Source organism: Roseivirga sp. E12 (assembly GCF_017592825.1).
Classification (GTDB): domain Bacteria; phylum Bacteroidota; class Bacteroidia; order Cytophagales; family Cyclobacteriaceae; genus Roseivirga.
The window spans coordinates 1,009,809-1,035,060 of the sequence record NZ_JAGFMD010000001.1 but is presented as its reverse complement, the minus strand read 5'-3'; the positions used below and the strand labels follow the sequence as shown (position 1 = coordinate 1,035,060).

General features: G+C 41.5%; 24 protein-coding genes. 6 read left to right on the top strand and 18 right to left on the bottom strand.

The features are described from left to right. Window positions 1-47: 47 nt before the first annotated feature. A complete protein-coding gene (locus J4E76_RS04460) occupies window positions 48-935 on the top strand; it encodes a LysR family transcriptional regulator (protein WP_208501546.1) in 888 nt (295 codons plus the stop codon). Here the strand turns inward: J4E76_RS04460 and J4E76_RS04455 are convergent. From J4E76_RS04455 to J4E76_RS04435, 5 genes are all read right to left on the bottom strand, one after another. Then, window positions 932-3,370, bottom strand: a complete 2,439-nt coding sequence (locus J4E76_RS04455; protein WP_208501545.1) for a ligase-associated DNA damage response DEXH box helicase — start codon at window positions 3,368-3,370, stop codon at window positions 932-934. The two genes, J4E76_RS04460 and J4E76_RS04455, sit on opposite strands and share 4 nt — an antisense overlap. A 61-nt stretch (window positions 3,371-3,431) precedes the next feature. Continuing rightward, a complete protein-coding gene (locus J4E76_RS04450) occupies window positions 3,432-3,965 on the bottom strand; it encodes a hypothetical protein (RefSeq protein ID WP_208501544.1) in 534 nt (177 codons plus the stop codon). 69 nt (window positions 3,966-4,034) lie between these two features. Then, on the bottom strand, window positions 4,035-4,472 hold the full coding sequence (locus J4E76_RS04445; RefSeq protein WP_208501543.1) for a GNAT family N-acetyltransferase: 438 nt from the start codon (window positions 4,470-4,472) through the stop codon (window positions 4,035-4,037). Between the two features lie 28 nt (window positions 4,473-4,500). Further along, window positions 4,501-4,995: a GNAT family N-acetyltransferase gene (locus J4E76_RS04440; RefSeq protein ID WP_208501542.1), complete on the bottom strand. Its 495-nt coding sequence runs from the start codon at window positions 4,993-4,995 to the stop codon at window positions 4,501-4,503. Between the two features lie 93 nt (window positions 4,996-5,088). Beyond that, a complete protein-coding gene (locus tag J4E76_RS04435; protein WP_208501541.1) occupies window positions 5,089-7,812 on the bottom strand; it encodes a hypothetical protein in 2,724 nt (907 codons plus the stop codon). 236 nt (window positions 7,813-8,048) lie between these two features. Here J4E76_RS04435 and J4E76_RS04430 point away from each other — a divergent pair, with 236 nt between their 5' ends. The 5 genes from J4E76_RS04430 to J4E76_RS04410 all read left to right on the top strand — a co-directional run bounded on the left by J4E76_RS04430 (window position 8,049) and on the right by J4E76_RS04410 (window position 15,365). Beyond that, window positions 8,049-9,317 carry a hypothetical protein gene (locus J4E76_RS04430; RefSeq protein ID WP_208501539.1) on the top strand — a complete coding sequence of 423 codons (1,269 nt, stop codon included), beginning with the start codon at window positions 8,049-8,051 and terminating at the stop codon, window positions 9,315-9,317. Beyond that, window positions 9,317-9,754 (top strand): energy transducer TonB, encoded by a 438-nt coding sequence (locus J4E76_RS04425; RefSeq protein ID WP_208501537.1) that lies wholly within the window; start codon window positions 9,317-9,319, stop codon window positions 9,752-9,754. Before J4E76_RS04430 ends, J4E76_RS04425 begins: the two co-directional genes overlap by 1 nt. 71 nt (window positions 9,755-9,825) lie before the next feature. Then, window positions 9,826-10,866 (top strand): hypothetical protein, encoded by a 1,041-nt coding sequence (locus J4E76_RS04420; RefSeq protein ID WP_208501535.1) that lies wholly within the window; start codon window positions 9,826-9,828, stop codon window positions 10,864-10,866. Window positions 10,867-11,114: 248 nt separating this feature from the next. Further along, window positions 11,115-11,981 carry a response regulator gene (locus J4E76_RS04415; RefSeq protein WP_208501533.1) on the top strand — a complete coding sequence of 289 codons (867 nt, stop codon included), beginning with the start codon at window positions 11,115-11,117 and terminating at the stop codon, window positions 11,979-11,981. Window positions 11,982-11,990: 9 nt separating this feature from the next. Beyond that, a complete protein-coding gene (locus J4E76_RS04410) occupies window positions 11,991-15,365 on the top strand; it encodes an ATP-binding protein (RefSeq protein ID WP_208501532.1) in 3,375 nt (1,124 codons plus the stop codon). A 6-nt stretch (window positions 15,366-15,371) separates the two neighbouring features. Here the strand turns inward: J4E76_RS04410 and J4E76_RS04405 are convergent, their stop codons facing one another. From J4E76_RS04405 to J4E76_RS04345, 13 genes are all read right to left on the bottom strand, one after another. Then, window positions 15,372-17,012: a hypothetical protein gene (locus J4E76_RS04405; RefSeq protein ID WP_208501531.1), complete on the bottom strand. Its 1,641-nt coding sequence runs from the start codon at window positions 17,010-17,012 to the stop codon at window positions 15,372-15,374. A 54-nt stretch (window positions 17,013-17,066) separates the two neighbouring features. After that, the gene (locus J4E76_RS04400; protein ID WP_208501530.1) at window positions 17,067-18,179 is read right to left on the bottom strand and encodes an AraC family transcriptional regulator; all 1,113 of its coding nucleotides are present in this window, start codon (window positions 18,177-18,179) and stop codon (window positions 17,067-17,069) included. A 48-nt stretch (window positions 18,180-18,227) separates the two neighbouring features. Then, complete coding sequence (locus J4E76_RS04395; protein WP_208501529.1) at window positions 18,228-18,947, bottom strand: hypothetical protein; 720 nt, start codon at window positions 18,945-18,947, stop codon at window positions 18,228-18,230. 144 nt (window positions 18,948-19,091) lie between these two features. Next, window positions 19,092-19,781: a DsbA family protein gene (locus J4E76_RS04390; RefSeq protein WP_208501528.1), complete on the bottom strand. Its 690-nt coding sequence runs from the start codon at window positions 19,779-19,781 to the stop codon at window positions 19,092-19,094. Between the two features lie 34 nt (window positions 19,782-19,815). Beyond that, window positions 19,816-20,676 (bottom strand): substrate-binding domain-containing protein, encoded by an 861-nt coding sequence (locus J4E76_RS04385; protein WP_208501527.1) that lies wholly within the window; start codon window positions 20,674-20,676, stop codon window positions 19,816-19,818. A 175-nt stretch (window positions 20,677-20,851) separates the two neighbouring features. Beyond that, window positions 20,852-21,562, bottom strand: coding sequence for a class I SAM-dependent methyltransferase (locus tag J4E76_RS04380; RefSeq protein WP_208501525.1), 711 nt, complete (start codon window positions 21,560-21,562; stop codon window positions 20,852-20,854). A 67-nt stretch (window positions 21,563-21,629) separates the two neighbouring features. After that, window positions 21,630-22,463, bottom strand: a complete 834-nt coding sequence (gene surE / locus J4E76_RS04375) for a 5'/3'-nucleotidase SurE (protein WP_208501524.1) — start codon at window positions 22,461-22,463, stop codon at window positions 21,630-21,632. 23 nt (window positions 22,464-22,486) lie between these two features. Beyond that, window positions 22,487-22,924, bottom strand: a complete 438-nt coding sequence (locus tag J4E76_RS04370) for a hypothetical protein (RefSeq protein WP_208501522.1) — start codon at window positions 22,922-22,924, stop codon at window positions 22,487-22,489. 31 nt (window positions 22,925-22,955) lie between these two features. Beyond that, window positions 22,956-23,174: a hypothetical protein gene (locus tag J4E76_RS04365; RefSeq protein ID WP_208501520.1), complete on the bottom strand. Its 219-nt coding sequence runs from the start codon at window positions 23,172-23,174 to the stop codon at window positions 22,956-22,958. Window positions 23,175-23,228: 54 nt separating this feature from the next. After that, a complete protein-coding gene (locus J4E76_RS04360; RefSeq protein WP_208501518.1) occupies window positions 23,229-23,828 on the bottom strand; it encodes a short chain dehydrogenase in 600 nt (199 codons plus the stop codon). An 89-nt stretch (window positions 23,829-23,917) separates the two neighbouring features. Continuing rightward, the gene (locus J4E76_RS04355; RefSeq protein WP_208501517.1) at window positions 23,918-24,175 is read right to left on the bottom strand and encodes a hypothetical protein; all 258 of its coding nucleotides are present in this window, start codon (window positions 24,173-24,175) and stop codon (window positions 23,918-23,920) included. Between the two features lie 50 nt (window positions 24,176-24,225). Beyond that, the gene (locus J4E76_RS04350; protein ID WP_208501516.1) at window positions 24,226-24,630 is read right to left on the bottom strand and encodes a hypothetical protein; all 405 of its coding nucleotides are present in this window, start codon (window positions 24,628-24,630) and stop codon (window positions 24,226-24,228) included. 92 nt (window positions 24,631-24,722) lie between these two features. Beyond that, the gene (locus J4E76_RS04345) at window positions 24,723-25,202 is read right to left on the bottom strand and encodes a winged helix-turn-helix domain-containing protein (RefSeq protein ID WP_208501515.1); all 480 of its coding nucleotides are present in this window, start codon (window positions 25,200-25,202) and stop codon (window positions 24,723-24,725) included. Between the last annotated feature and the right edge of the window lie 50 nt (window positions 25,203-25,252).

The following is a 25,252-nucleotide window of genomic DNA, read 5'->3' as shown; positions in this document are numbered from 1 at the left end:
AATTTTTTTCAGCTACAACTGATTATAAACAGTAGTAAATTGAAGCTATGGAACTCAAGTATTTTCGATTGATTAAGACCATTGCCGAGGAGGGTAATATTGCCAATTCTTCGGAGAAGCTGTTCCTTACCCAATCTGCATTAAGTCATCAATTGCGCGAATTAGAAGAGCGCCTTGGTTTTAAAGTATTCCATAGAACTAGGAATAACTGGAAACTCACAAAAGAGGGAAAGGAGCTCCATAAACTAGCAAACGAGCTCTTTGAGAAGATTGACCTAGGTTTTAGCAATATACAGCAGATTAAAGAGGGCTCGAAGGGAAGCATTCGTTTGAGCGCAGAGTGCCAATCCTTCTTTCATGGGTTGCCAGCTTTTGTTCAGAAAATGGCTGTTCTCTATCCTGAAATTGAGATTGACTTAAGTCTTGATGGCTCTCAGCGTACTGTTTCTCAAGTGCTTTCTGATGAAGTGGATATAGCAATTGTCACTTCAGAGCCAGCGACTGATTCTCTCTTCAAAATGAAGGTGCTGGAAGATGAGATATTTACCATAATGCATCGCGAACATCGGTTTGGCGACTTGCCATACCTCGATGTTAGTCATTTTGCCGATTTACACCTTATTATCAATTCGTTTCCGTTGGAAAGTGTTTCTGTCTATGAACACTTTTTGAAGCCCAATAAGATCATTCCTCAGAAAGTAACAGCAATTCCTTTTACCGAAGTATCCTTGGAGATGGTCAATGCTAATATGGGCGTTGTTTGTCTACCTAAATGGAGCCTGAAATCCTATAAGCTTCCAGAAGACCTTGTCTTTAAGAAAATTGGTCGAAATGGCTTGAAGCGAAGCCACTATTTAGTGGTGAAAGAGGAGCAAAGAAATCGGAAACATATCAATGCATTTATAGAGAACTTTCAAGAGGAGTTTGTCCGCTAATCAAACTCAATCTGCATTTTTTCAATTTGATCAGATAGCTTTTCCGAGGTATAGCGTTCGCGAAAACGATCGACCATAATCGGGAAACATAGTGGAGTAGGTTTGAGTAGCTTCTTTACAACAATTTCTTGCTGGTTAATACGTGCCAAAGACTCGTTCAATCTAGACTTTTCAAACTGAAGAGAGAGCACTTCTTCATTAGCTTGCTTCATCAACAGATTATCAGGGTCATAGTCTTCAAAAACCTTAAAAATCATGCTGGAGGAGGCTTGTAAGTGCTTATTGGTAATTCCTTTGCCCGGATATCCCTGAAATATAAGTCCAGCGATCGTAGCGATATCCCTGAACTTGCGCTTGGCCATTTCCGTGTTGTTAATGCTGGCGTAAATATCTTCTAAGAGGTTCTCCTCAGAGAATAGATCTAATTCTAGAAAGTCTTCAATCTCTATTTCCTGATCAGTGAGTAGCTCAAAGCCATAATCATTGGAGGCAATAGAAAAGGTAATAGGTTGACTGACGCTAATTCTGTAGGCGCACAGAGCCGCGAGCACCTCGTGAATATATTTCCCCTCCAGAGGGTATATAAAGAAATGAGTGCCTTCATCGGATCGCAACTGTTCAATCAGCAATTGGTCAGACTTAGGCAAGGCCGATAATTCTCGCTGCTTTTCTAACAAGGGCTTAATTGCCTTCATTTCAGGACCTTTGTAGACACCCTTTGATGCATCTTCAAGCTTGACTCTTAAACCATGAGAAAGGAGTGATGTGAAGGAGGCCTTGCCACCTCCCCAGCGTGGAATAGGTCCTGTTTTCTTCTTTGATTTCCGCACTTGAGCGGTCATGTCCTTAACTCTGATTAGCTCCAAACTGCGTCCGGCAAACCAGAAGGTTTGTCCAGGTTTTAAGCCAGCAATAAAAATCTCTTCAACTGTACCTATATAGCCGCCTGTTTGATATTTGACTTTGACCATGGGATCAGAAACTATCGTCCCCATGGACATTCGGTGCCGCATGGCAATCCTGCGGTTATTCACTTTGTATTTGCCATCAGCTTCGATTTCCACTTTGGCATATTCATCATAGGCGCTTAGTGTGCTTCCGCCTGTGGTGATAAACTCTAGACACCATTGCCATTCGGCTAAAGTAAGATCTTGATAGGCATGAGATGATTTGACTTGCTTGAATGTTTCTTTCTCATAAAAGCCCGGGCCTACTGCCAGGGTCACCAAATACTGAATAAGTACATCATAACATTTGGTTAAGGGGATTCTGCTTTCAAACTGCTTCTTGTCGATCGTTTCCTTCAAAACAGCAGCCTCAATCAGTTCTAGTGAGTGGGTAGGTAGAAAATATACCTTACTCGTTGCGCCAGGCCTGTGTCCACTGCGACCTGCTCGCTGAAAGAATCTGGCCACACCTTTTGGTCCTCCAACCTGAATGACCATGTCTACGGATCTAAAGTCCACACCCAAGTCAAGGCTTGAGGTACAGACCACGCATTTCAGTTTACCTGTGTGTAGTCGATCTTCTACCCATTGTCTGACACCCAGGTCTAGAGACCCATGGTGCATGGCGACTAGCCCGGCATACTGCGGAAGCTGCATCATCATCTTCTGATACCAAATCTCTGTTTGCGACCGCACATTGGTAAACATAAGAGTAGAGGTATGATCCTCCAGAATGGGGACAATTCGGGGGAGTAGGTGAATTCCCAAATGACCTGACCAAGGTAGTGTTTTGACCGACTCAGGAAGGATAGATTCTATTTCAATCTTCTTATCAACATTGGCTCGTATGGTCTCACAAGTTTCATATTGCTCACCCAGCAATACTTTAGCCGCCTCTTCTAGATTACCAATGGTAGCAGAGATGGCCCAAGTCTTTATAGGTTGGTCTTTGAGATGCCGCATATAGGCCAATGCCAGTTCCATTTGAACACCCCGCTTGCCACCGATCAACTCGTGCCACTCGTCCACAATGACGGCTTTAACGGAGCTAAAGGTTTTAACTGCATCTTTTTGCGCTAAGAGAATATGAATACTCTCGGGAGTGGTCACCATCACTTCGGGCATGTGCTTCTTTTGTCTTTGTCGCTCCGCTTGCGGGGTGTCACCTGTGCGCAAAGCTATATTCCATCCAAGTTGTAGGTCATTACTAACCTCCTGCATGGCGGCTTGAATGTCTTTGGCTAGGGCCCTCAGTGGCGTGACCCAAATGATTTGGAGTCCCTTAGCAGGTTTGGGGTCATTGAGTGCCTCTAAGACACAACCCAACCAAATGGCATAGGTTTTTCCACTTCCAGTCGGAGCATTGAGAAGACCGCTTTTACCTGACAGGTAGGCTCTCCAAGTCTTTCTTTGAAATGGGAAGGCACTCCATTCTTTAGACTGGAACCAATTTTCGGCTGGGGAAAGATCAATTACTTTTTGTGGCAATGCGTAGAGCTAAGCCATCAATTTCGCTGATTCTTTTGAGCAATGGAAGTAAAGTATGGACTTAAAAAGTGGCCTGATAATCAACGCGCATATCAAGCTTACGCGTGACTCCTCCAGGAGACGGAAGGGTACCGAGTCCACTTGGATAGTAGCCTGTTCTTTTGTTGACGCAAATAAGTGCTAGGTAGTCGGCATCATTTGGATCGAATTGATAAAAGCCACTTTTATTGGGGGTAATGATGAACTTTGGCTTAACGTCCGCCTTTTTTATTTGCTTGAGGTTATAAAAGACTTTTCCGTTCTCGATATATGAAGCTGCATCTATAGCTTCTTTTTTGCTAGTCTCGAATAATAGAATTTCAAAACGGGCAGGTACAGGTTGCTTAACATTGGCTGAATCGGTTGCAGAGAAGTCACCTTTGTAAAGGTTCATTGTACCGTAGTATCCATTGATAATAGTTGGTTCAGTAACTCTTTTGCCGATTTTTACATTGAAAGTAAAGAAGTAGTTCTTTTGAGGAACATCCTTCTTGTTACAACTCGCTGCAAGCAGTAAAACAGAAATAGCCAACACCAATTTATTCAAACCTCTCATGGGATATGCTTTTACGGGCACGAAGTAAATAAATATTTCGGGCAATTGGGAAGGTGAGGCGTTAAAGATTCATAAACTGAGATGCAAAATAGGATAGGGTTTACCCAATGGATCCAAAGGTGAGCGACTCACAACCCTAAACCCGCAATGCTGGTAGAACTTTACTGCTTCTGGGTTTTGCTCATTGACATCGACTTTATTAGCACCAAAGGTTTCAATTGCGTAGTTCAATAATTGTCTACCGATTCCTTTTCCAATAGCATCTGGATGCAGGAAAAGCATTTCAATACTCTGGTCTACCACCCCTAAAAAACCCAAGATTTTGCCCTTGGAATCCTTGATACAACGTAAGTCGACAGCATCTAAATAGGTGTTGAGAATTAGCGGCTTAAAGTATTGAATGTCTTCTGCGCGAAGGAAATCATGTGTAGCCCTTACGGAGGCTTCCCAAACCTCGACTATTTCAGGGTATTCCTCTTTCTTAACCTGGAGTATTGCAAAGCTCATATCAGACACTTCTTAAGACCTTTCTTCTTTACTTATATCGATAGATGGCATGTGGACCAAAGTCAAGAAGTTCAATCGTTTGGTCATACTTAGCACCCAGTCGAGTGGCGAGCTGTACCGAAGGCTGATTTGACGGATCGATATAGCTTACAAGTGAATCGAATTTTAAGGTGTCAAGCCCATAGTCTCTTACCGCTAAGCCCGCCTCAACTCCATAGCCTTTACCTTGTGCTTCTGGTAGTAACCAGTAGCCGAGTTCTTTTTCTGGCCAAGGTTCAGACTTCCATAAACCCACTGTGCCTATAAGCTTTTCTGTGCTTTTCTCAGTGATGGCGAGGTATGAATAACCTTTCAAGGTATAATGGCCAATATAAGTTGCCATAAGTCGCCAGGATTCCTCTGGACTCTTTTGGCCACCAACGTATTTTGCATGTTCTTCTTGAGCATAGAATTCAGAGAACTGCTTGTAATCGGAATTCTGCCATTGTCTGAATACCAGTCTTTCAGTTTCAAGTCCTATCATAACTATTGTTTATCAAGTGGATGCTAATGTACTAGAACATAAAAGAAAAGCCCACTCTGCTCAGCAGAGTGGGCTTTATAATAGCATGAATACTTACTTATTAGTCCAGTGATCTTTTAATACAATCGCATCTTTGGTGATGGTTTTGCCGCCAGATTCTAATACTACTTGGAAAGTTCCAGGGCCAACCGGACCTGTAATATACTTAGCACCTTCCATACGCTGAGCAATCTGAGCATCAGACATGCCAAAGCGTTTGAATCTGGCAGCCATATTATCAAGGTCTCTTTGAGAGCGCTCGCTTATAATTCTCGAGAAAGGCCATATCGCATGATTCAAGCCTGCTTTGGCATCAATCTCCATCACATATAGCTCACGTTGGCCTTGCATTACCTTGACCGTAGCCTTGCCTGCATTAGCACTGTAGAAATAGATGTGTGAACCCGGTCTACGGCTTTCTCCATTGAAGTTGGTATAGGCAGATACATTTCTAAGACCCGTTACGTACTGAACACTTGGTGTAATGTCAAACAACTCTATACCATTATTCATAGCCTCAGAAGTCATGCCCTGTAATGGAGAAATGTCCGCGATGAAAATACCACGACCGTGAGTTGCAACTATCAACTCATTTTCTCTTGGGTGGATTAGCATGTCATAAGCTGGGTTAGTTGGCATATTGGTCATGAATTTTGTCCAGTTTTCACCACCATCTATACTCGCATGAGTTCCTAGTTCAGTTCCTACAAATAGGAGGTTAGGGTTTTTGTGATCTTCCCTGATTACATTAACGGCCTCCGCAGGAATACCATTGGCGATGGAAGTCCAAGTTTTACCATGGTCAGTCGTTTTATAAACAAATGCAGTGAAGTCATCTCTTCTCATTCCATTGAAAGTCACATAAGCAGTACCAGGGAAATGATTTGATGCTTCTACACGGGTTACCCAATATTCTGGGTTATTTGGAATGTTAGCATTTAGCAATGTCCAGTTTTTACCGCCATCAACAGTTACCTGTACATTACCATCATCAGTACCTACCCATAGCTCATCAGGGTCTAACGGAGACTCATCCATTGTCGTGATCGTTCCATACTGGATATTTCCTGTGCCAGCAGCTTTAACCGCATCGTTTTTACTTAGGTCAGGACTGATCTCTTCCCAATTCTCACCACGGAAAGTCGATTTCAAAAGTTTGTTACCAGCATGGTAAATTACGTCTGTGTTGTGTTGAGACACCATAATAGGGGCGTTCCAATTCCAACGCATGCTGCGATCAGGGTATCTAATTCCTTTAGAGGTGCCCGTATGCATATCCATTCGTCTTAATGGACCAAACTGTGACTCATTGTATAAGTATCTGTTATTGCTTGGGTCCACCACGTTGTACATACCGTCACCACCACCAACACGAGCCCATTGCTCATAATTGATCGAACTACCATCTTTCATGGTACTAGGTCCTTTGACTGAACCATTATCTTGAAGACCACCATACACATTGTAAGGATAATCCATGTCCACACCCACAGCGTAGAATTGTGCCAATGGAATTTCATCAGGGTGGTACCAAGTTTTTCCAGCATCATAAGTAATTCCCATTCCATGGTCATAGCCAAGAATAAAGTGATCAGAGTCCGCAGGATCGATCCACATGGCGTGGTTATCTCCTCCAAAGCGGAAGGCTGTTTCCCAACTATCACCACCATTTCTAGTTTCCCAAACGCGGATACCGATAACGTATACATGGTCTTCGTCATTCGGATCAACTCTCACCTGCTGATAGTAGTATGAAGGAGCACCACCAATGTCAACACCTTCTGGACTGATCATTTTCCAAGTTGATCCGCCATCATCTGAGCGATACATTTGAACGCCATCAACACGTTGGCCTCTCTTAGGGGCAATACCAACTTCAAGCATATTTCTACGCTCCTTATTATTAATGCCTTTGATGTTGACATTTTCAATGTTAGCATAAACTACATTTGAATTTCCTGGTGCATAAGCAACTCCTATTCTACCAAGGAAACCTCCCGGTAGACCTTTGGACAACTTAGTCCATGTCTTACCAGCGTCAGTCGACTTGTAAATGCCACTGCCTTCGCCACCTTCATTGAAGGTCCATGGTCTTCTGATTTTATCATAAGCAGCCGCAATCAAAGTGTTTGGATCGTCTGGGCTCATCGCCATATCGACAACACCGATATACTTGCCATCTTTTCTTTTAACCTCAAGACTCTTGGTCCATGTTTTACCACCATCTGTTGTTTTGTACAGGCCTCTTTCAGGGTTTTCAGAGTACAAGTGACCCAATGCAGCCACATAAACAACATTAGAGTTGTTCGGATCAATCAGAATTCGTCCCACGTGATGAGACTCTGGAAGCCCCATGTTTGTCCACGTCAAACCACCATCGGTAGATTTGTAGACACCATTACCCCAATAAGAACTTCTTGAGTTATTGGCCTCTCCAGACCCAACCCAAACAACACTGGTATCTCGTTGATCTACGGCAACAGCACCAATAGAAATGATATTCTCATTGTCGAAAAGTGAATTCCAGGATTGGCCGTTATTTACAGTTTTCCATAGACCACCAGATGCCGTAGCGGCATAAATCACCTTAGGTGCTTTGTCTACCACTGCAAAGTCCACGTAACGTCCACCTTGACGGGTGGGGCCAATTTCTCTGAACTTAATACTTTCTACTACTTGATCAGGGATTTTTTGTGCTTTCGCGTCCTGTGCTCCAAGTAGTGCTACTAGCGCCAACAGCGCCAGAAATCTAATATTGTTGAGGGTTCTAATCATCATAATTTTAAGGTTAGAAGTGTCTGAAATTAATTCAAAAAGCCTTCATGGCAAAAGGCCTAATCCAAGATTATATAAGTGGTAACCTGGCCTCAAAATTGGATTGTTCAAACCTCCTAAGGGTAAAGGCCGTATGAACTGTTTATGAGTCAGAAAGATGATTTGGAAAACCCTTCATCTGGACTACCAAATAATTCCAGCCCAAGCTGGAATTATTTTTTTAGCCTAATTTTGTCGATATGAAGTTAATGTATCTTGGCTTGGCTTTAGTCTTATCTTTCGGCCTGTTTGCCCAGGAAGAGTTGACCCTTCAGGACTATTACACCGCTGCCACTGAGGCCTATGAGGCCAAGAATTACGAACTCTTTTTAGAAAATATTCGCAAGGCTGATGAAATGCGACCCAATCATCCTGCCATTGTTCCAAAGCTGGCTGCCGCCTGGGCACTTACGGGAAGAAAGATCAGAGGAGTCCAAAAGCTGAATCAAATGATTCTGATGGACGCGACATTCAATTTCAAAGATAATCCAGACTTCGATAACCTTCGGACACATAAGAACTACAAGAAGCTTGTTGACCTTCAAGCCAAGCTCAATACAGAAGAGGTAAATGACGAGGTATTTAAGACCATTGATGCAGGACACTTACACCCGGAAAGTTTTGTGCTTTTAGATAATGGAGAAATCCTTCTGGGCAGTGTGCGCCAAAAGAAGATCGTAAAAGTAAGTGCTACAGGCGCTATTTCAGATTGGGTAGAAACGCCTTATGCCGTTCTCGGTATGAAGGCCGACTATGAAAGAGGGTTTCTTTGGGCGAGTACGGCAGCCATGCCTGAGATGGAAGGTTTCGAGCAGTCAGAAAATGGTAAATCAGTCGTTTTGCAAATTGACCTAAACACTGGTGAAATCATTCAGGGCTTTTCATATGACGAAGAGTCTATCATTGGTGATGTAGAAATCGATAGTGAGAACAGGCTTTGGCTTTCCAATAGTATGACGCCTTTCTTAAGTAGAGATAATACAGATTCAACTCGTTATTTGGGTGCATTTAACATGAAACAGTTCGATCTCTCTGATGGCTATTTCAACCTACAAGGACTGACCTTAACCGAAGATGAGAACTACTTGTATGTTTCAGATTACATAAAAGGCCTTTTTAGAATAGACATTAGACGAACCGATATTGACGATGTATTCGCACCAGAAACCACCTTACTAAAGGGTATTGATGGATTGTACTCCTACAAAAACAGCTTGGTAGCGATTCATAATGGTACAAAACCCTATAGAATAGTACAGTACTTTTTGGACGCCTCAGGATTGAAAATTGAGTCAGAACGTATCATTAATAGAGGTGGGGCAAGTCTGGGGGAACCAACCTTGGGTCAAATCAAAGATGGTTACTTCTACTATTTGGCTAATAGTCCTTGGCAAGCCTATGACCGGGAGAAGAATCTAGACCTGAGTAAAGTTAAGCCGATCGAAATCAGAAGGTTCAAGTTAGACTGATGTCTAAACCAAGGAAAGATAAGCCATTAACAATGCCTCGCTATCGCGGTGGGGAAGCCGCACTCAAATCATTTGTTGAGGCTAACTTGAAATATCCCGAGGTGGCCATTGAGCAAAAGATCGAAGGGGTTGTTGAGGCTTCCTATGATGTGGATGGTTTAGGAAGAACTTTCAATATTAAGGTTTTGACGAGTCTTGGTTATGGTTGTGACGAGGAAGTCATTCGCTTGATTAAACTTCTAAAGTTTGAGAGGGCGTTCAACAAAGGCAGAAATGTAACGGCTCACAAAAAGTTGAAGGTTGATTTCAAATTACCAGCGGCTAAACCTAAGACTCAACAGATTAATTATAAAGTAACATCCAAAAAGAGTGATCAAAATCCCCAAAATCCCTCGCAGGCTAAGCGGTATACTTATCAAATCAACATAAAGAATTGAGCATAGGGTTGTCGAATTTCACTGAGTTTTAGAAAAAAACTATCTTAGTAAAGAATCAACCGCTACACACAATGACTGGATTAGGATTTCTCGACCTAGTAATCGGTATCATTTTCATTTATTTTTTATTGAGCATTGTTGTTTCCATTCTTCTGGAAATTAGATCAAAATCGTTGAGTCTAAGGGCAAATAATTTAGAAGCCTGGCTTAAGGATACTTTTGCCAAAGAAGGCTTGTCCGAAAAGTTGTTAGAACATGATCTAATCAAAACGCTGGTAAAAAAGGGTAGAAAGCCAGCTTATATTCCAGACCAGAACTTTGTAGATGCGCTATTCGACATTGTTAACCAGGAAGAAGGGAATAAGCTAACATATACTGTGGATGAGATTAAAGGAGCATTCGAGAAATCTCAGCTACTGCCTAACGATTTAAAGAGAAACATACTTCAACAGATTTCGGAAGCTGAGACTAAAGCGCAAAGCTTTATAAAAGCAAAAAAAGACGAGGTAATTGATGAGTTACTCGAAGTCAAGAAAGGTGTCGGTGACTGGTTTGATAACTGTATGATTAGAGTTGGAGGAACGTATCGGAACATGCAGCAAAAATGGCTCTTACTATTCTCATTTACTGTTGTGCTACTTTTCAATGCCGATACAATTACGCTTTCGAAATACCTCTACAATAACAAAGATGTTCGTGATGCTTTGGTTGAGCAGGCCTCGAGAAGTACTCAAGACTCATTGACAGTGGCATTCTATCAACAAATAATGGAGAGTTCGACTGCTGCTCAAAATACCGACTCCGTGGTGATCGGTCAGGACGGAATGGTTTTGATTAATGAAATCAAAGGTAGCGTGTCCAACCTCAAACAAGTTAATGCAGAACTCGAAGCATTGAGTTTACCACTTGGGTGGGAATCTTTTGTTCTTTCGTTTAACGATATGAAAAAGGAGGGAGGATTTTGGAACTTTGTTCTACTCTTTCTAATGAAAATTGTCGGTCTAACGATCACCGGGTTTGCCGTTTCTATGGGGAGCCCATTTTGGTTTGATATTCTAAATAAGCTGGTTAACCTAAAAGGAACTGGAGGAAAGCCAGCAGCTAAAAAGTGACACTCGAGTTTGGACGCGTAGATGTGTTCAAGCAAGGTGACTTAGCCCAGTATTATTGGGTTAATGCAGTGTAATTCGAGATTCGTGTCAACAAAATGTCAACATCAGAGTTCGGTGAGTTTTTCGAGTATTAATGCCTTGAGTGCCCTCATGTCTACGTTTTGGTGATTCTGTGAGGTCTTAGGATTACAGTTTACCTTGGATTGCTACCAAAAGTATTATTAGCTTCATACCAGAGCCAAGACACAATGGAACAAAAGAAGATTTTAATCATAGATGACAATCGCGATATCATACGTATGATTGCCAATGAGTTAAAATCTCACCACATCAACTTTAATGTCATCAATGCGAACAATGGCCTCAATGGCGTTCGTGTTGCCAAACAGGAGTTACCAGACCTAATTCTCATGGATTGGGATATGCCCATTATGGATGGCTTGGAAGCTATCCGGATTCTCAAGAATGAGCAGAGCACTCGAGATATTCCAGTCATTATGGCTACTGGCAAAATGACCAACTCAGAAGATTTGCAGACCGCCTTAGAAGCTGGTGCTGTAGATTATGTGAGAAAGCCCGTTGACTTCATCGAATTAAGCGCACGTATCAACACGGCTTTAAGGTTGAAGGCTCAGCAACAGGCCATCAATGAACTGCTTCAAAGCGAGATAGATCTCAAGAATAGAAAACTCAGTACAACTTCCATGTTGATTGTGGAAAAGAATGGCCTTCTAGGACAACTCCACAATAAGGTAACAAAGCTAGAATCTTCCCTAGCAGAAATCCCAGATGAGGAATTGCGCTATCAAGTAAAGCAGCTCAAACGTCAAATTGCTAACCACCTGGATGTAGATAGTAGTTGGGATACTTTCAAAATGCACTTTGAGGAAGTGAATCCTCATTTTTTCTTACGACTCAACGAGATTTCTCAAGAGCTAAGTCATAAGGATTTGAAGATCTGTGCCTACATCAAGTTGAGAATGGACAATAAGGAAATCGCTCGGTTGCTGAATATTACTTCTGGTAGTAGCAGGACGGCATTGTATCGACTCAAAAGGAAGTTGCATATTCCTGAAGAAGAGAATTTAAGAGAAGTGATCGAACAAATTGATTAACCATCTGCTATGACACGTCAACCTATTAAACGCATAAGTCTTTTAGTTTTGCTTATGCTGGCCACTGTGCTTCATATCAGTGCCCAGCAATCCTACTCCTATGGCTTGCCCTATATGCAAGTATATAACCCTAAAGACTATGATGGCTTGGGTCAGAATTGGGATGTATTGCAAGGAGATAATGGGTTGATGTATTTTGCGAGTAAGACTGGTGTCTTAACCTTTGATGGTACACATTGGAATACAATTCGACTAAGCAATCTAGGTACTGTCAGATCGCTTGACAAAGATGAGGAAGGAAAAATCTATGTTGGCGGCATAGGTGATATGGGGTACTTGGAAACAGATAGCCTCGGGGGTCAGAAGTTCACATCTCTGATGGACTTACTTCCGGAGGATATTCGCAACAGCAATCCTGATTTTTATCGCACAAACATCTCCGATGAAGGCGTGTTTTTTATGACCCCGTATTTCGCAGTGCGATATTTTGAAGGGGAGATAGAGATGGTCACTTCTACTGAAGAACAAGGTAATTTTAATCGCTCTTATGTCGTCAATAATCAAGTATACTATTTACTTCCAGTTTCTGGACTACATACATACAAAGGCGGCAGACTTCAACTTGTTTCTGGTGGCGAAAAGGCAGCAAATTCCCGATCTACTACCAGTGGATTAATTCCATGGGGAGACAATGAACTTTTGTTAATAGAGTATACGGGAGACGCCTTAATACTGAATGATGAAGGGGCCAAGAAAGCCACCGGCCCTGCCTTGGATAACCTAAAAAGGATTCTGAGCCAAGTTTTTGTTGCAGAAGTTATACCTGTCGAAGGATTAGGGTATGCACTAAATTCGGCTAATGATGGTTTGATCATCACTGACGAGACATTTAATGTTCTGCATCACATTAGGAAGCGTGATGGTCTTTCAGATAATGCTGTAAGGCGAGGTATGATTGATCAATCTGGTAATTATTGGGCGGTGACGAACAAGGGTATTACATATATTATGCTCAACAGCCCGTTCACAAAAGCGGATGAAAAGACGGGGATTGATGCTGGGTTGCTAAGCGCAACATTAAAGAATGATACGCTTTTTTTAGGGACCACATGGGGAGTGAAATATGCGGAAGGAAGCACATTCAAGCAAATAGAACCCTCAAGCCTTGAAACATGGGATCTTGATGTGATTAATGATCAATTGTATGGTTCAGCCGGAAATGGAGTTTATAAGATTAATATGACTTCTGAGAGTGAACTACTTGTTCGTGGTGAACCATGGGGTTTGGTACCATTGCCTAGTCGTCCAGGGAAGTACGTCTTACATGGCTTTAATAATTACCTGTCTCTTTTAGAGCTAGACGACAAAGGAGAATTAGCACTAGAGGCCCAGATCCAGGGCTTTTGGGGTAATGTGCCCAGAATGGCTGAGGATAGTGAAGGCTATTTATGGCTAGGCGATGGTCTTGATACATTGAGAAGAGTTAAACTCAACGACAAACTGGATTCCATAGTAGAAATGAGGACGTTCGGGCCTGCCGATGGTTTGCCCAGAGTTGACGCAAACATAGTATTGAATTTTAAGGAAGCGAAGAATGGAGTATTGTTTATTGGGGCTGATCATTATTTCGAATACCATGCCGAGCAGGACACATTTCTGCTTTATGAGCCACTGGATGGACTGGTCGAAGGCGATAAATTCAGGACATTTGAACAAACCCCAGACGGTAATATTTACACAGTCGCTGGAAGCCAAAAAGTACGCTTTATAAAAGGGAATGATGGATATTTTCTTGATACTACCTCTTTTGCCAAAATCAGTGAATTTCCAGCACAAGAGATTTACCCTCTACCCAATAATTCTGTATTGTATGTAGGGCCGGAAGGCTTAATACAATATCATCCTGATCGAGTGCCAAAAACAACTTCCACTTTTAGAACTAAGATTAATGAGGTTAAATCCTCGGAGACCGTTTTGTTCGGAGGTACTTCTTCCTCCCAAGCTTTCTTAGATAATGGTTCAGGGCTTGAATACAAGAATAACTCGCTTGCCTTCTCCTTTGGTGCACTTTCGTTTGAGGAATCAGATGGAAACCAATTCAAGTATCAGTTGGTAGGTTATGATAAGGAGTGGAGTAGTTGGAGCACAACTACCTTCAAGGAGTATACAAACCTGCCTGAAGGTAACTATACCTTTAAAGTTAGATCGAAGAACATCTACGGCTTGGAGGGGGAAGAGGCTCAATTCAATTTCAAAGTTTACGCACCATGGTATCGTAGTAATTTGGCATTTGGAAGCTATGGAATGCTTGTCATTTTGCTTGTGTGGATTATTGTAAGAGCATATACACATCGGCTGTTGAAAGAGAAAGAACGCTTAGAAAGGATTGTTGAAGAGCGTACTCATGAGATTAGCATGCAAAAAGATGAGATTGCTATTCAGGCCGAAGAACTAAAAGCCAACAATGAAAAATTAGTTGAGCTGGGCCAATTCAAGGAAGACATGACCTCAATGATTGTACATGACTTAAAAAACCCATTAAGTGTGATCATTCGTTCGGGAGAAAAGAAGATTTCGAGTGTCGCAAAACGCATGCTTAATCTTGTGCTGAATATTCTAGACGTACAAAAGTTTGAAGAAACTGACGTGCAACTCAGCCTAGTAGAGGGTAGTTTCAACAAGGTAATCAAACTGGCCGTGTCAGATGTTCAGGATGGTATAGATGAAAAGAATATAGAGTTCCAGGTGGTTGCTTATGAAGAGCTGAAGACAAAGATGGACAGCGAACTTATGGAACGAGTTATAGTCAATTTATTGACTAATGCCATCAAGTATGCTCCAATAAACTCAAAAGTGACGGCTGAAATATTGGTCAACAATGAAGGAGAATTATACTTCTCTGTAAAGGACCAAGGCCCTGGTATCCCAGCAGATAAGTACAAGGCAATATTCGATAGATATGTTCAATTATCTGGTCAAAAGTCTGGTGGTTCGCGATCGACTGGGTTAGGTCTAGCATTCTGTAAACTAGTAATTCAGGCTCATAAGGGTCATATTGGTGTGATTTCTGAAACAGGAGAAGGAGCGAAGTTCTGGTTTACCCTGCCAAGTGTCAATGCACAAGTATTAAGTGATCAGCCATTGGTCATTAATCAAGATGAGAACCTAAGCCAGTCAGACTACGCGCAAATTCGATCCCTCATACCGCAATTGCTTGAATTAAGAGTCTATCAAAGTACCGAGATTGAAGACCTGTTAAAACAGCTGAATGCACCAGAAGGAGGGGCTTTAAGCCAATTGATCGAGCGAATAATCAATACCGCCTTTAATGGTGATGATGACACTTACAGAACTATTCTTGAGGAAATCCAGAACGGTTCTTAAGAATCTTTACTTCCTTTCCAAGGTATTGACTCCGGTCAATTCCCAATGTCCTAGTGAAGTAGGAATACTACCAATAGAATTCATTCGATCAAAGAACTCTTTGATTTGGAAAGGCTCGGCAGAGCTCTCTTTAGTTTTCGCGAACTCGGCCAGCGCATTTTTTACAAGGTGCTTACCTGTTATATAACTGGTGCCATAACCAGGTTGTCTCAGGTAGAGGTGTTGCTCAAAGATGAGTAATTCCTTTTCTGTCTTCATCCAGCCGCGTGGTGTGTATTCAGAATGAATCCCACCAGCTTCTTCCATGGTCATCTCATTGGCATGTGCATATAGCGACCCAAGGCCACGTGCCGCACGTTGGGCAATCATTATGTATACAATTTCTCTTGACCTTGGAGAATCCTCATACAGACCAGCATCCATAAAAAGCTCCTCAACTGCAGTTGCCATCCCTTCATTTCTAGAATCGAAAATGTTATAAAGAAGTGGGCTTCTTCTTATCACACTTTCATGAGGTTCATTATCCATGATGGCTAATTCAAACCAGTGATAAAAGTGTGAGTATAGTGGTCTCGGATCGTTGTGTGCTGTAATCCAAAAGAAATTTCTCCTGTCCTCAGGGACAAAAGATCCTAAGTGTTCTCTAAGTGCCGGTTCGAAGTAATCCTTGACTGTAACGATGTCCTTTTCTTCTAGAAAGGTCATCAAACTGGTAGCTGCTTTATCCGCCAACTCATCGTATGCTTCAGGCGAATCTGCAGCTTCTAATTGTGGTAAGTCCCTGTTTTTGTGTTCTTCGAGCTTCAATGCAGACCATGCTCCGGCTAGCTCAGTTTTCAATAGCATCACTTCATCTTCCCATGTCATAGGGATTAAGTGTACATTTTGCAAATACCATGAGTAGGCATCTTTGCCAATGCCTGAAGGGCCTGTTTTGGAGGAGGACTCATCTTCTAACCAGCCTACCAACTCATCTGTCGAGGTAATTGCTTCATCAATGGCAGAAGTGATTTCATTATCCCCTGCTATTCCCGGTAAGTCTTTAAGGCCCTTCAAGTTTAGGCTTTGAGTTCTAATGTCTCTGATTCCTGTGACCCAAAGATCTTTGGCATTTCCAGTTAAGTTGTTCTTTGCCTGAGTATTGAGAGGCGGAATAACAGCTAAGTCGCTCAAGAACTTACTGCGTTGATCACCAGTTAGCGGAAAATCATAAGTCCATACCTCCGTGGTACCGTGATGGGTGGGCCCTTCATGGGCAGGTACGTCACTTCGAGCCATCCAAACAGACTTGTAATAGGCAGGATCACGAACCCATGGCTTCAAAGTTCTGTAGTTGAACTCATAGCCATTCATTTCTGCCCATACAATCATGAAGTCGACTTTTTGATTGATAGCCCAATTGCTAGTATCCATTCCATTAAGTCTGTTTCTCAGGTCTAGAAAATCGTCCCAACGCTTGTCAAAAGTAGAGGCCGTGTAGTCCGGGGCACCGTCTAGTAGTGGAGGGTTTTCAAATGCTCTCCAATCGTTGAATAGAGTGGTTAGATCATTATAATCGCTGCTGATCACACTAGGTCGTTCATTGGATTGGCAGCTAACAAATAGTACTAAAGCTAGAAGATAGAGGGATAGGAAGTTGGCTTTCATAGTCTAAGGTTATCCTTAAAAATAAGGAATCGCTCAAACTTTGAAACTATTCACTCATTCGACAGAATTATTACTTAGATATTCTTTTGGAGAACTACCCATCAATTGCCTAAACGACTTATTAAATGTCGTTTTGGAGTTAAAGCCAGCCTCTTGCGCCAAGGCGAAAAATGTCAAACTCTTGGCTTTATCAGTTTTGGCAAGGGATACAAACTCTTTAATCCTGTGATAGTTCACGTATTCAAAGAAATTCATTCCTACTTTTTCATTGAGTAAACGAGCCATCTCAGGGTTGCTAACGCCTAGCATTTCTGCCAATTCAGACTTCAATAGTTTATTGTTAAGGAAGGGTTTCTTCTCTTCCATAATCACTTCTAACTGAGACTTCAATACGTCTAAATCAGCATTTGAAAGTTTTGATTGTGCATACTTCTTCGGCTTAATAAGGGGAGCAATTTGATATAGTTCGGGTGATCTTATGCCGTAGTAAGTGATAAGCAGAATAATGAATGTGATACCCAACCATATAAACTGCCGGGCATTGCGTTCAATCATCTGATCTCCAAAAATGCTCAAGAAATAGAGGGTCGTCCAAGAGAGTAAGCATATCCCAATGGCCACTAAGAAGTTGGTAAAGAACCGAGATTGGACAGAGTAACTGAGCTCGTTTTTCAGTTTCTTTTGAAATTGAATGAAGATGTTTAAGCTCATGAGCCAATAGGTGATATTAAAGGCCAAAGCAGTCCCCATAAAAAGTGTAATGGTCCTCTGCAATTCACCACTATTTGCCCGTGCACCAATTACCTCATTGGAAGGAAGGATGAAGACAAAGACAACGAAGATTATATAAACTACTCCTGGAATGAAGTGTCTTAAGTCTTTGGTTACAAAACTCTTACCATTAAGTGATGACCTTGTGAAAAGATATATAGTTGCCCCGAAAAAGAGTGTTGCGAATTCAGAGAAGGCAATGAATCTAAAGTCAGTACCAAAGACTTCTGAGATATTGATAATACGGCCAATCAGTCCAATGGTAAGTGAGAAAATTAGAAAGGCGATATAGCCATTTATACTTTTTCTAAGTTTCTTCGAGAAAAGAAAAACCAGGAGTAAAAATAGACTTTGAAAGAAGCCAAAATAGACGAGTTGGTTAATGAAGGTTTCCATTTTAAAATTCAAGTGGGCCACCTGAATAATCAAGTAGCCCAAACTTGATTATTGAATAATGAATTGGTTCACGTGTTTGACCCCATCATGTTTCATCTCCAGATTTTCTTTTAGAAACTTCTCGAAGTCCGATTTACTGTTCCATTGGGTAATCACCATGTAGTCTGGATTGTAATAGTAACCAAAAGGAGATTCACCATTGGTTAAAGCTAGAATTTCTTTTCCACCAGTCCTCTTAGCTAGAGCATCCCAACTCTTTTTGAACTTCCCGAAGTCTCCCTCATCGCTTTTCCAATAGGCAGTGGCAACATTGAATTTGTCCGTATCTACAGTAAAGGATAAGTCACTTTTCATTTCCCAGAAAGTCATGTTGAAGCTTGACCAAATATTTCGTCTGGCTTGGTGAAATTCAGGCATGACATCCTCAATGTTTGTAAGAAAGTCTTTTCTCTGTTTTAGACTGTTCCAAACTCCAAATATGAGCGACTCTGGATGATAATTTCCTTGTGAAGGACTTGATTTTAGTGCCAAACCACCTTGGCCTTTATAGCCATACTTTGTAGCTACAGGCAGTGCTGTTTTGAAGTAATAGGCCAATTCCTCCTGGGCCTCAGGCTTGGTGTTTAGCAGTATGATATCCAGTACCTGTCCCTTTTTATAAGAGTAGGTCTTAAGGTTTGATTGTGCCTTAATTGTAAGTGCACTTGAGAATAGCAGTGCAATGATCACAGATGTTCTCAAGAGAATCGATGTTTTTAAAATGCTCATAAATGTTTCGTTTAACAGTTTCAATTCTGCCAAACTAGAGCAACGGTCTTTCTCAAGGAAATAGATTGCATGCTATGAGGTACGCTTACGGTAAACGCACCAAATTTTAAAGAAAATAGGTTTTAATAGCTGAGAAAGTGTCGCTTAGCAATTTCCTCCCTCACAGCCACAGCTGCTGCCTTCGGTAGCTGAGACCTCCTTAGAAACTGATTCTAAGACCTCTGTAAAGACTTCTGTAGGTTGTGCACCGCTTACGCCATACTTGTTATTGATAATAAAATAGGGGACACCACTGACACCCATTTGCTGATAGTGGGCAATTTCACTTTTTACAGCATATGCAATTTCATCATCTGCGATTATTTGCTCTACTTTTTCTGAGGACCACCCAAATTCAGACATGATTTGGTTTAAGACATCATTGTCATTCAAGTGTTTCGCCTCTTCAAAGTAAGCCTTTAAGAAACGTTCTTTGAGCTTATCTCTGAAGCCTTCTTGGCCTGCTACGTGAAGCAGCTGATGCAAGTGAAGCGTATTTACAGCCAGCCAATTCGGACCAAAATCGAAGTTGATACCCACTTCCTTACCAACATTGGTAAGGCGATCGGTCATTCCCTTAACGTTTTCTAAGCTTCCAAACTTATTGATTAGGTAAGTATCCCGATTTAAACCCTCCTGAGACATATTTGGGTCTAACTGATAGGGATGCCATTCAACCTTAACAGGCGTGCCTTCCCACTTTTCCAAAGCCGATTCTAATCTCTTTTTGCCAACGTAACACCATGGGCAAGCTACGTCAGATACAATGTCAATGGTAATTACTTCTGTACTCAAAATACTGTCTGCTTAAATGTTCAATCCTCTAATGCTATCGCTTCCAAATTAGTTCAGGGATTGATTGTCCTTTTTCAATGATGTTAGCTGTTTCCAAATGGAAGATGACACTTTTAATCATTTTGTCGCTTACCCAACTATCAGGTGCCCACTCTGTGCTGTGGTACCACCTTTCAATATCTTCAAGTTTCTGATTGTAGCGTTGACTTGCAATTGGAATTACACTTTCATCTTGCATGAAATGATGACAACTGGCCTGAATAATATCTAAGAGCTCGTCAATGGCTTGAGGATGTTCGTTTAATATTTTATCTGAAGCTGCAATCACAAAACATGGCCAAGGAGTAAGGTACTCTCCAACCCTCCGAATTTGACCCGCATCTACATAAGGTTTAGTCGTATACTTTTCCCAGTAGAAAACATCCGTTTCTAAAGCGTTCAAGGACTTAAGCGCACCATCAATATCATTGATAACAGTGAATTGAGATTTATCAATTGACTGCCCTTTGCTATTGGCGTTTACAATGGAAATTAGATGAGATCCAGAGCCATACCTACTAATGGCATGTTGCTTGTCAAAGACATTGTCATGGGGTTGAAGGCTGTTTTCAAGCCCAGTGTGAATCCCCCAAGTTAAAGGAGTGATTACATACTCACTTATGATCTTGCTCGGGTTGCCTTTGATGATGTCAGTGATCATCCCTTCAGTAAGGAGGATACACAAATCGATTTTGTCTTCTCTTAGTGCCTTGGTCATCTGACCAGTTCCGCCAGGGAAGTCTGTCCATTCTAGATTTACGCCACTTTTGGCAAAATCTCCATTCTCATTTGCGAGATGGATGGGAAGATTGAAGTGCTCAGGTACACCACCAATACGTATGGTAATTTCGCTCATAAACAGGGTAGCTAGGCTTACTGATTTGAGGGAGCGAATTTAGTGTTTTACTTAAAAGAATATTGCCCTCTTTTTTAAGAGTTGTTTTTAATTCTTTCTAAGGTCATTCGGAACACATTTAGATCGCTATCATTAGGCGTGTGTAGAAAAGCTTTGCAGAGTTTGTTCGATTCTCTTACTGCTTTATAGCACTAATGCACATAAAGGCAGGGAAGGTATTGAGTTCTTTAAAATGTTTGGGGTCGAGTTTTTCAAAGGCAGCTACAGGTTTTGGTTCGAGTATTTGGTTTAGCATGAAGCCATTTTCAAGGAGTGGGTTTGTACACTCTTGCAAAGGCCTTCGGTGACTGTGAATTTTCACTGGTTTGCCAAATCCTGTCCAGGTACAATTCACCTCTTCTATCTTGAAGTAGTGCTCAGACTTGAAATAGGTGTACTCGAAGAATGGGTGTTCTATTGAAATCACCAGTTGACCATGTGGATTAAGTACTCTACAGAATTCTTGAATAGTCAGTTGCCAATCTTCAATATAGTGCATCGCCAAGGCACATAGCACTGTGTCGAACGTCTCATTTTCCAGAGAGTTGAATGGTTTGCTTAAGTCTTGGATAAAGAAGGTGCCATTTTCAGGGTTGCGATCTTTGGCATGCTGGATCATTTTCGGACTTAAGTCAAAACCGGTTACGTTGGCGCCCTTCTCAATGAGTATTTGGGCATATTTACCCGGTCCGCAGGCAGCGTCTAAAACCTTCTTGCCTTTGACATCACCAACCAGCTTTAAGGTGTTAGGCCTGTCGTAGTAGGCATTATGAGGTTTGTGATCAATAAGTGCGCTGTAATCATCCGCTAATTCCTCGTAGGCTTGTTTGATCTTCTCCTTTATCATGTTGTGGTTTTGAAGGAGCAAAATTGAGAAGCCTTTGTAGTAAGCGGACTTGATTCAAATCAATAAATCAGTTCTTTATTTCAAGGCCCCATTCAGCGATACTTTGAAGGAGTTCGTATGCTGTCCAGTCAAATTTTAATGGCGTAATAGTGATGAAGCCTTGCTGGTAGGCATAGGTGTCACTGTTTGAGTCTTTGGCTTTGGCAAGTGCGAGTCTTTGCTGGTAAACGCTTGTGTTTCCAGAGTCACTTCTCAAAACATAGTTACCCATATCAAGATAGGCATCACCCATTGGGTTGATCGAAACTCCTTTTAACTCACCTGCAGGGATGTTGATGGATATGACAACTCCTTTTGGTGCACCATTTTTTTTGTATTTAGATACCACCTGAGACACAAATTCAGCTGAGACTTTTGTATTGACTCCACGTACTTCTTGTGAAACAGCAATAGCTGGTATACCATGGTATATGGCTTCCATAGCGGCACCAACAGTGCCTGAAAGGTGGGAGAGCTTTCCAACATTCGAGCCCCTGTTGATTCCAGAGATGACAAGGTCAAAAGGCTCCTCTTTACCCAAAACTCGTAGTCCAAACCTTACTGCATCTGCCGGCCTTCCAGATACCGCATAGCCGAAAAACTCATTGTCCTTAGATATTTTTTCAACCTTGAGCGTTCTCCCATCTGTTGATTGGCTACTACCTGACTGATTCTCGCTTGGTGCGGAAATAACTACTTCTACATCTGGGAGCTTGGCGAGTTCTTCACTCAGTGTCTTAAGGAGAGGAGATTCAATGCCGTCATCATTGGAGATGAGGATTCTATATTTCTGGGCCGAGGCCGACTCTATAAGAAAGAATAGGAGGATGCAAATGCCGAGCGATCGCTTTAGGTTTTTCATGCTTTTTGATTGTTAATCATTCACTATGTCAAACCCTGCTTTCTTAATTCCCAAGAAGCGCCACTTCCCATTTCAAAGTCCCAATTGCTAATTTGACTATCAATTTTACCTATAATTTTCTCCACTTCAGTATAGACCAGGCCTAAATTCTTGAAATGTGCGAGTACTTCATGGTTTTTTGGATCTAGGTAATGATCCCTAGTCCACTCTAGATAGTCGGAAGATTCGTTGTAGTGTTCTAGCTCACGCAAAACAAGACAAAGGTTGAGAAGGGGATAGTTAAGACGGGCGTCATCTCTTTCATCTTCTACAAAGAAATTGAAGACCTTTCCTTCTAGCTTGAACTCTACAAGTCGGTAATCTTCTTTATCTGTCAGAATAGATGATGTAGAAAACTGTATCTCTACTTTATGATCAATGTAGATACGATTGAGCGCGCCAATTTCAGGATAATTACTCATTTAACGGAGGCCACCCTCGATGTAGTAAACACTAATTCTTTGATTTGAATTCTTCGACAATGCCTGCCGCTTTTTCTAAGTCGCCTGGCGATATGAATAGTTTACCAGTTCCTGTAGGCCCAAAACCTGAAACAAGTGCAGCATTGGTTTCACTTTTTAATAGTGCTTGAATACCCACAGATGCCAGTTGGTCTTTGAGAATTTTAGACTCAAAGTCAGTTCCTTCGAAAATTAGAGTTAATCCGTCCATAGTTCCATTTTAATGAATCTAACGGAGAATTGAAAGTTGCTGTTATCAGATTACTTAGTAAAACCTGATTACGTTTCCATTGTCCTTGCCCATTACACTTCGTACATAGGCATTGACCACTACATCCATTGGCACTGGATTGTGACCTGGGAAATAGCTTTTATACTTGTCATAAGCGTCTTCTACCATACCTAGTGAAACGGCATTGATGCGAATGCCTCTTTCCATTTCTAGAGCGGCAGCTTGAACAAAGCTGTGTATACCTCCATTGACCATTGCTGCGCTAGCTGTTTTGACTACGGGATCGTCTGCGAGAATTCCTGTCGAAAGGGTTATTGATCCTCCGTCATTTAAGAAGTCTCTTCCTATTCGGGCTACGTTCACTTGACCCATTAACTTACTTCGAAGTCCTACGTAATAGTCATCCTCTGACAAGTCGTTGAAATCAGCCCATTTGGCTTCACCAGCAATACAGACAATAGCATCCAACTTACCTGCCTTCTCTAAGCCTTGTTGTATCGATTGGCTATCCACAATGTCAATGGTGATATCTGATTTACTTCGTCCTGCAATGACGATTTCATGGTCTTGGGCGAACTGCGTAGCCACGGGTTTCCCAATTGTTCCATTTCCACCGATGATGAGTATTTTCATAAGGCTTAGAATTAAAAAAGTGTTTGATTAACGTAATCGATATTCTATTGGCAAAGTTCCATTTAGAAGTGATTCTTAACAATCAAAATCTATACTTCTCTCGATGCGATTTCAGATTTAATTTTCTTCATGGAATTCAATTGCAAGGGTATCATAGCTGAACCTGAAAGTGCCACTATAAATAAAGGAAGATAAACTGAGTTGTCTTCCTTCGTAAGCATGCCAAAAATGGTGATAATCATTAAAAGGGAAAACACTAAAATTAGTGCGCCAAGAATGATTTTAATGGCTTTCAAGTTGTTATGAAGCTGTTCCGTACTCTGGTTTTCGAAAGTGTTTTTCTTCATCTGCTAATGTTTTTTAAACTTGTGTTTGACTGGGTTAATTCAATCCAGCCTTATTCCTTATCACTCCAGGCGACACTAGATATTTTCCATTGACCTTCCACTTTGATGAACTGAATGCTCTTTTTACCCTCAGTTTTGAAGTCTTCACCATTCAGCTTTCCTGACTTTTCATAGACACTAAAGCGTTGCGCAATATTTCGGAATATTGATGTTTCATGCGAGACTTCCCCTTCTCTAAAATGCGTTAGTGTTCCGTCACTTAGCATCCTGATCCTTGGCTCAATAAAGCTATCTAGATTGTAAATGAGGGGAACGTCAGAGTTATTGCTAATAATGATTCCCTCTTTGATGAAAATACTCTTCAAACTGTCGAGGTTGGGAGCCCTTAGAGTATTGTCAAATGCGCTGAAGAATTGATCGGTCAGTTTGTTGATTTCAATAAGGTCTTCATTCATGATTAGCCTCTTGTTTCATATCACCCTGTGATTGAGGGGATGATATGCCATGAATGTAGGTCATAAGTCAATCAATGTCTACTATTCCTGTATCAAAGACAGAGAAGGCTCAGACCATTAATTGCGACAAACTTTAGATAGCCAGAGTACCAGAGTAGAAAAATGCCAAGGAGTAGAGAACTGATGACAGCCGTACGAATGGGACGTTTTATTCTTAGTTTGAGTGCATAAACTCTATCTACGGGTTTTAAATTAAGCATGTAGCCTCTTTTGGGCACCGTGTCAATGGAAATGCCCGAGTAGAAATTTTTCTTCAGGATCTTTCTCAAATCTGCAATGGCTCTAGTCAACGATTCATCATTTACCACAGTGTCTTGCCAAACATTATTGACCAAATGACTTCTTGAAACTATGCGATCCATGTGTAGCATTAGTACATACATCAGTTTTGAAAGTCTGGGCTCCAGAATTACGTTTTCACCCTCGGGGTTACTGAGCGTTCCATGGGCTGCGGAAAATTTCCAGCCGATTAACTCAATGTCTTCTATCTCCTGTGTTTTCTCTTCTTTCATGTTAATAGGACCAAAATTTCATCTGTTTTTCAGGTTTTCAGCAGGATGCA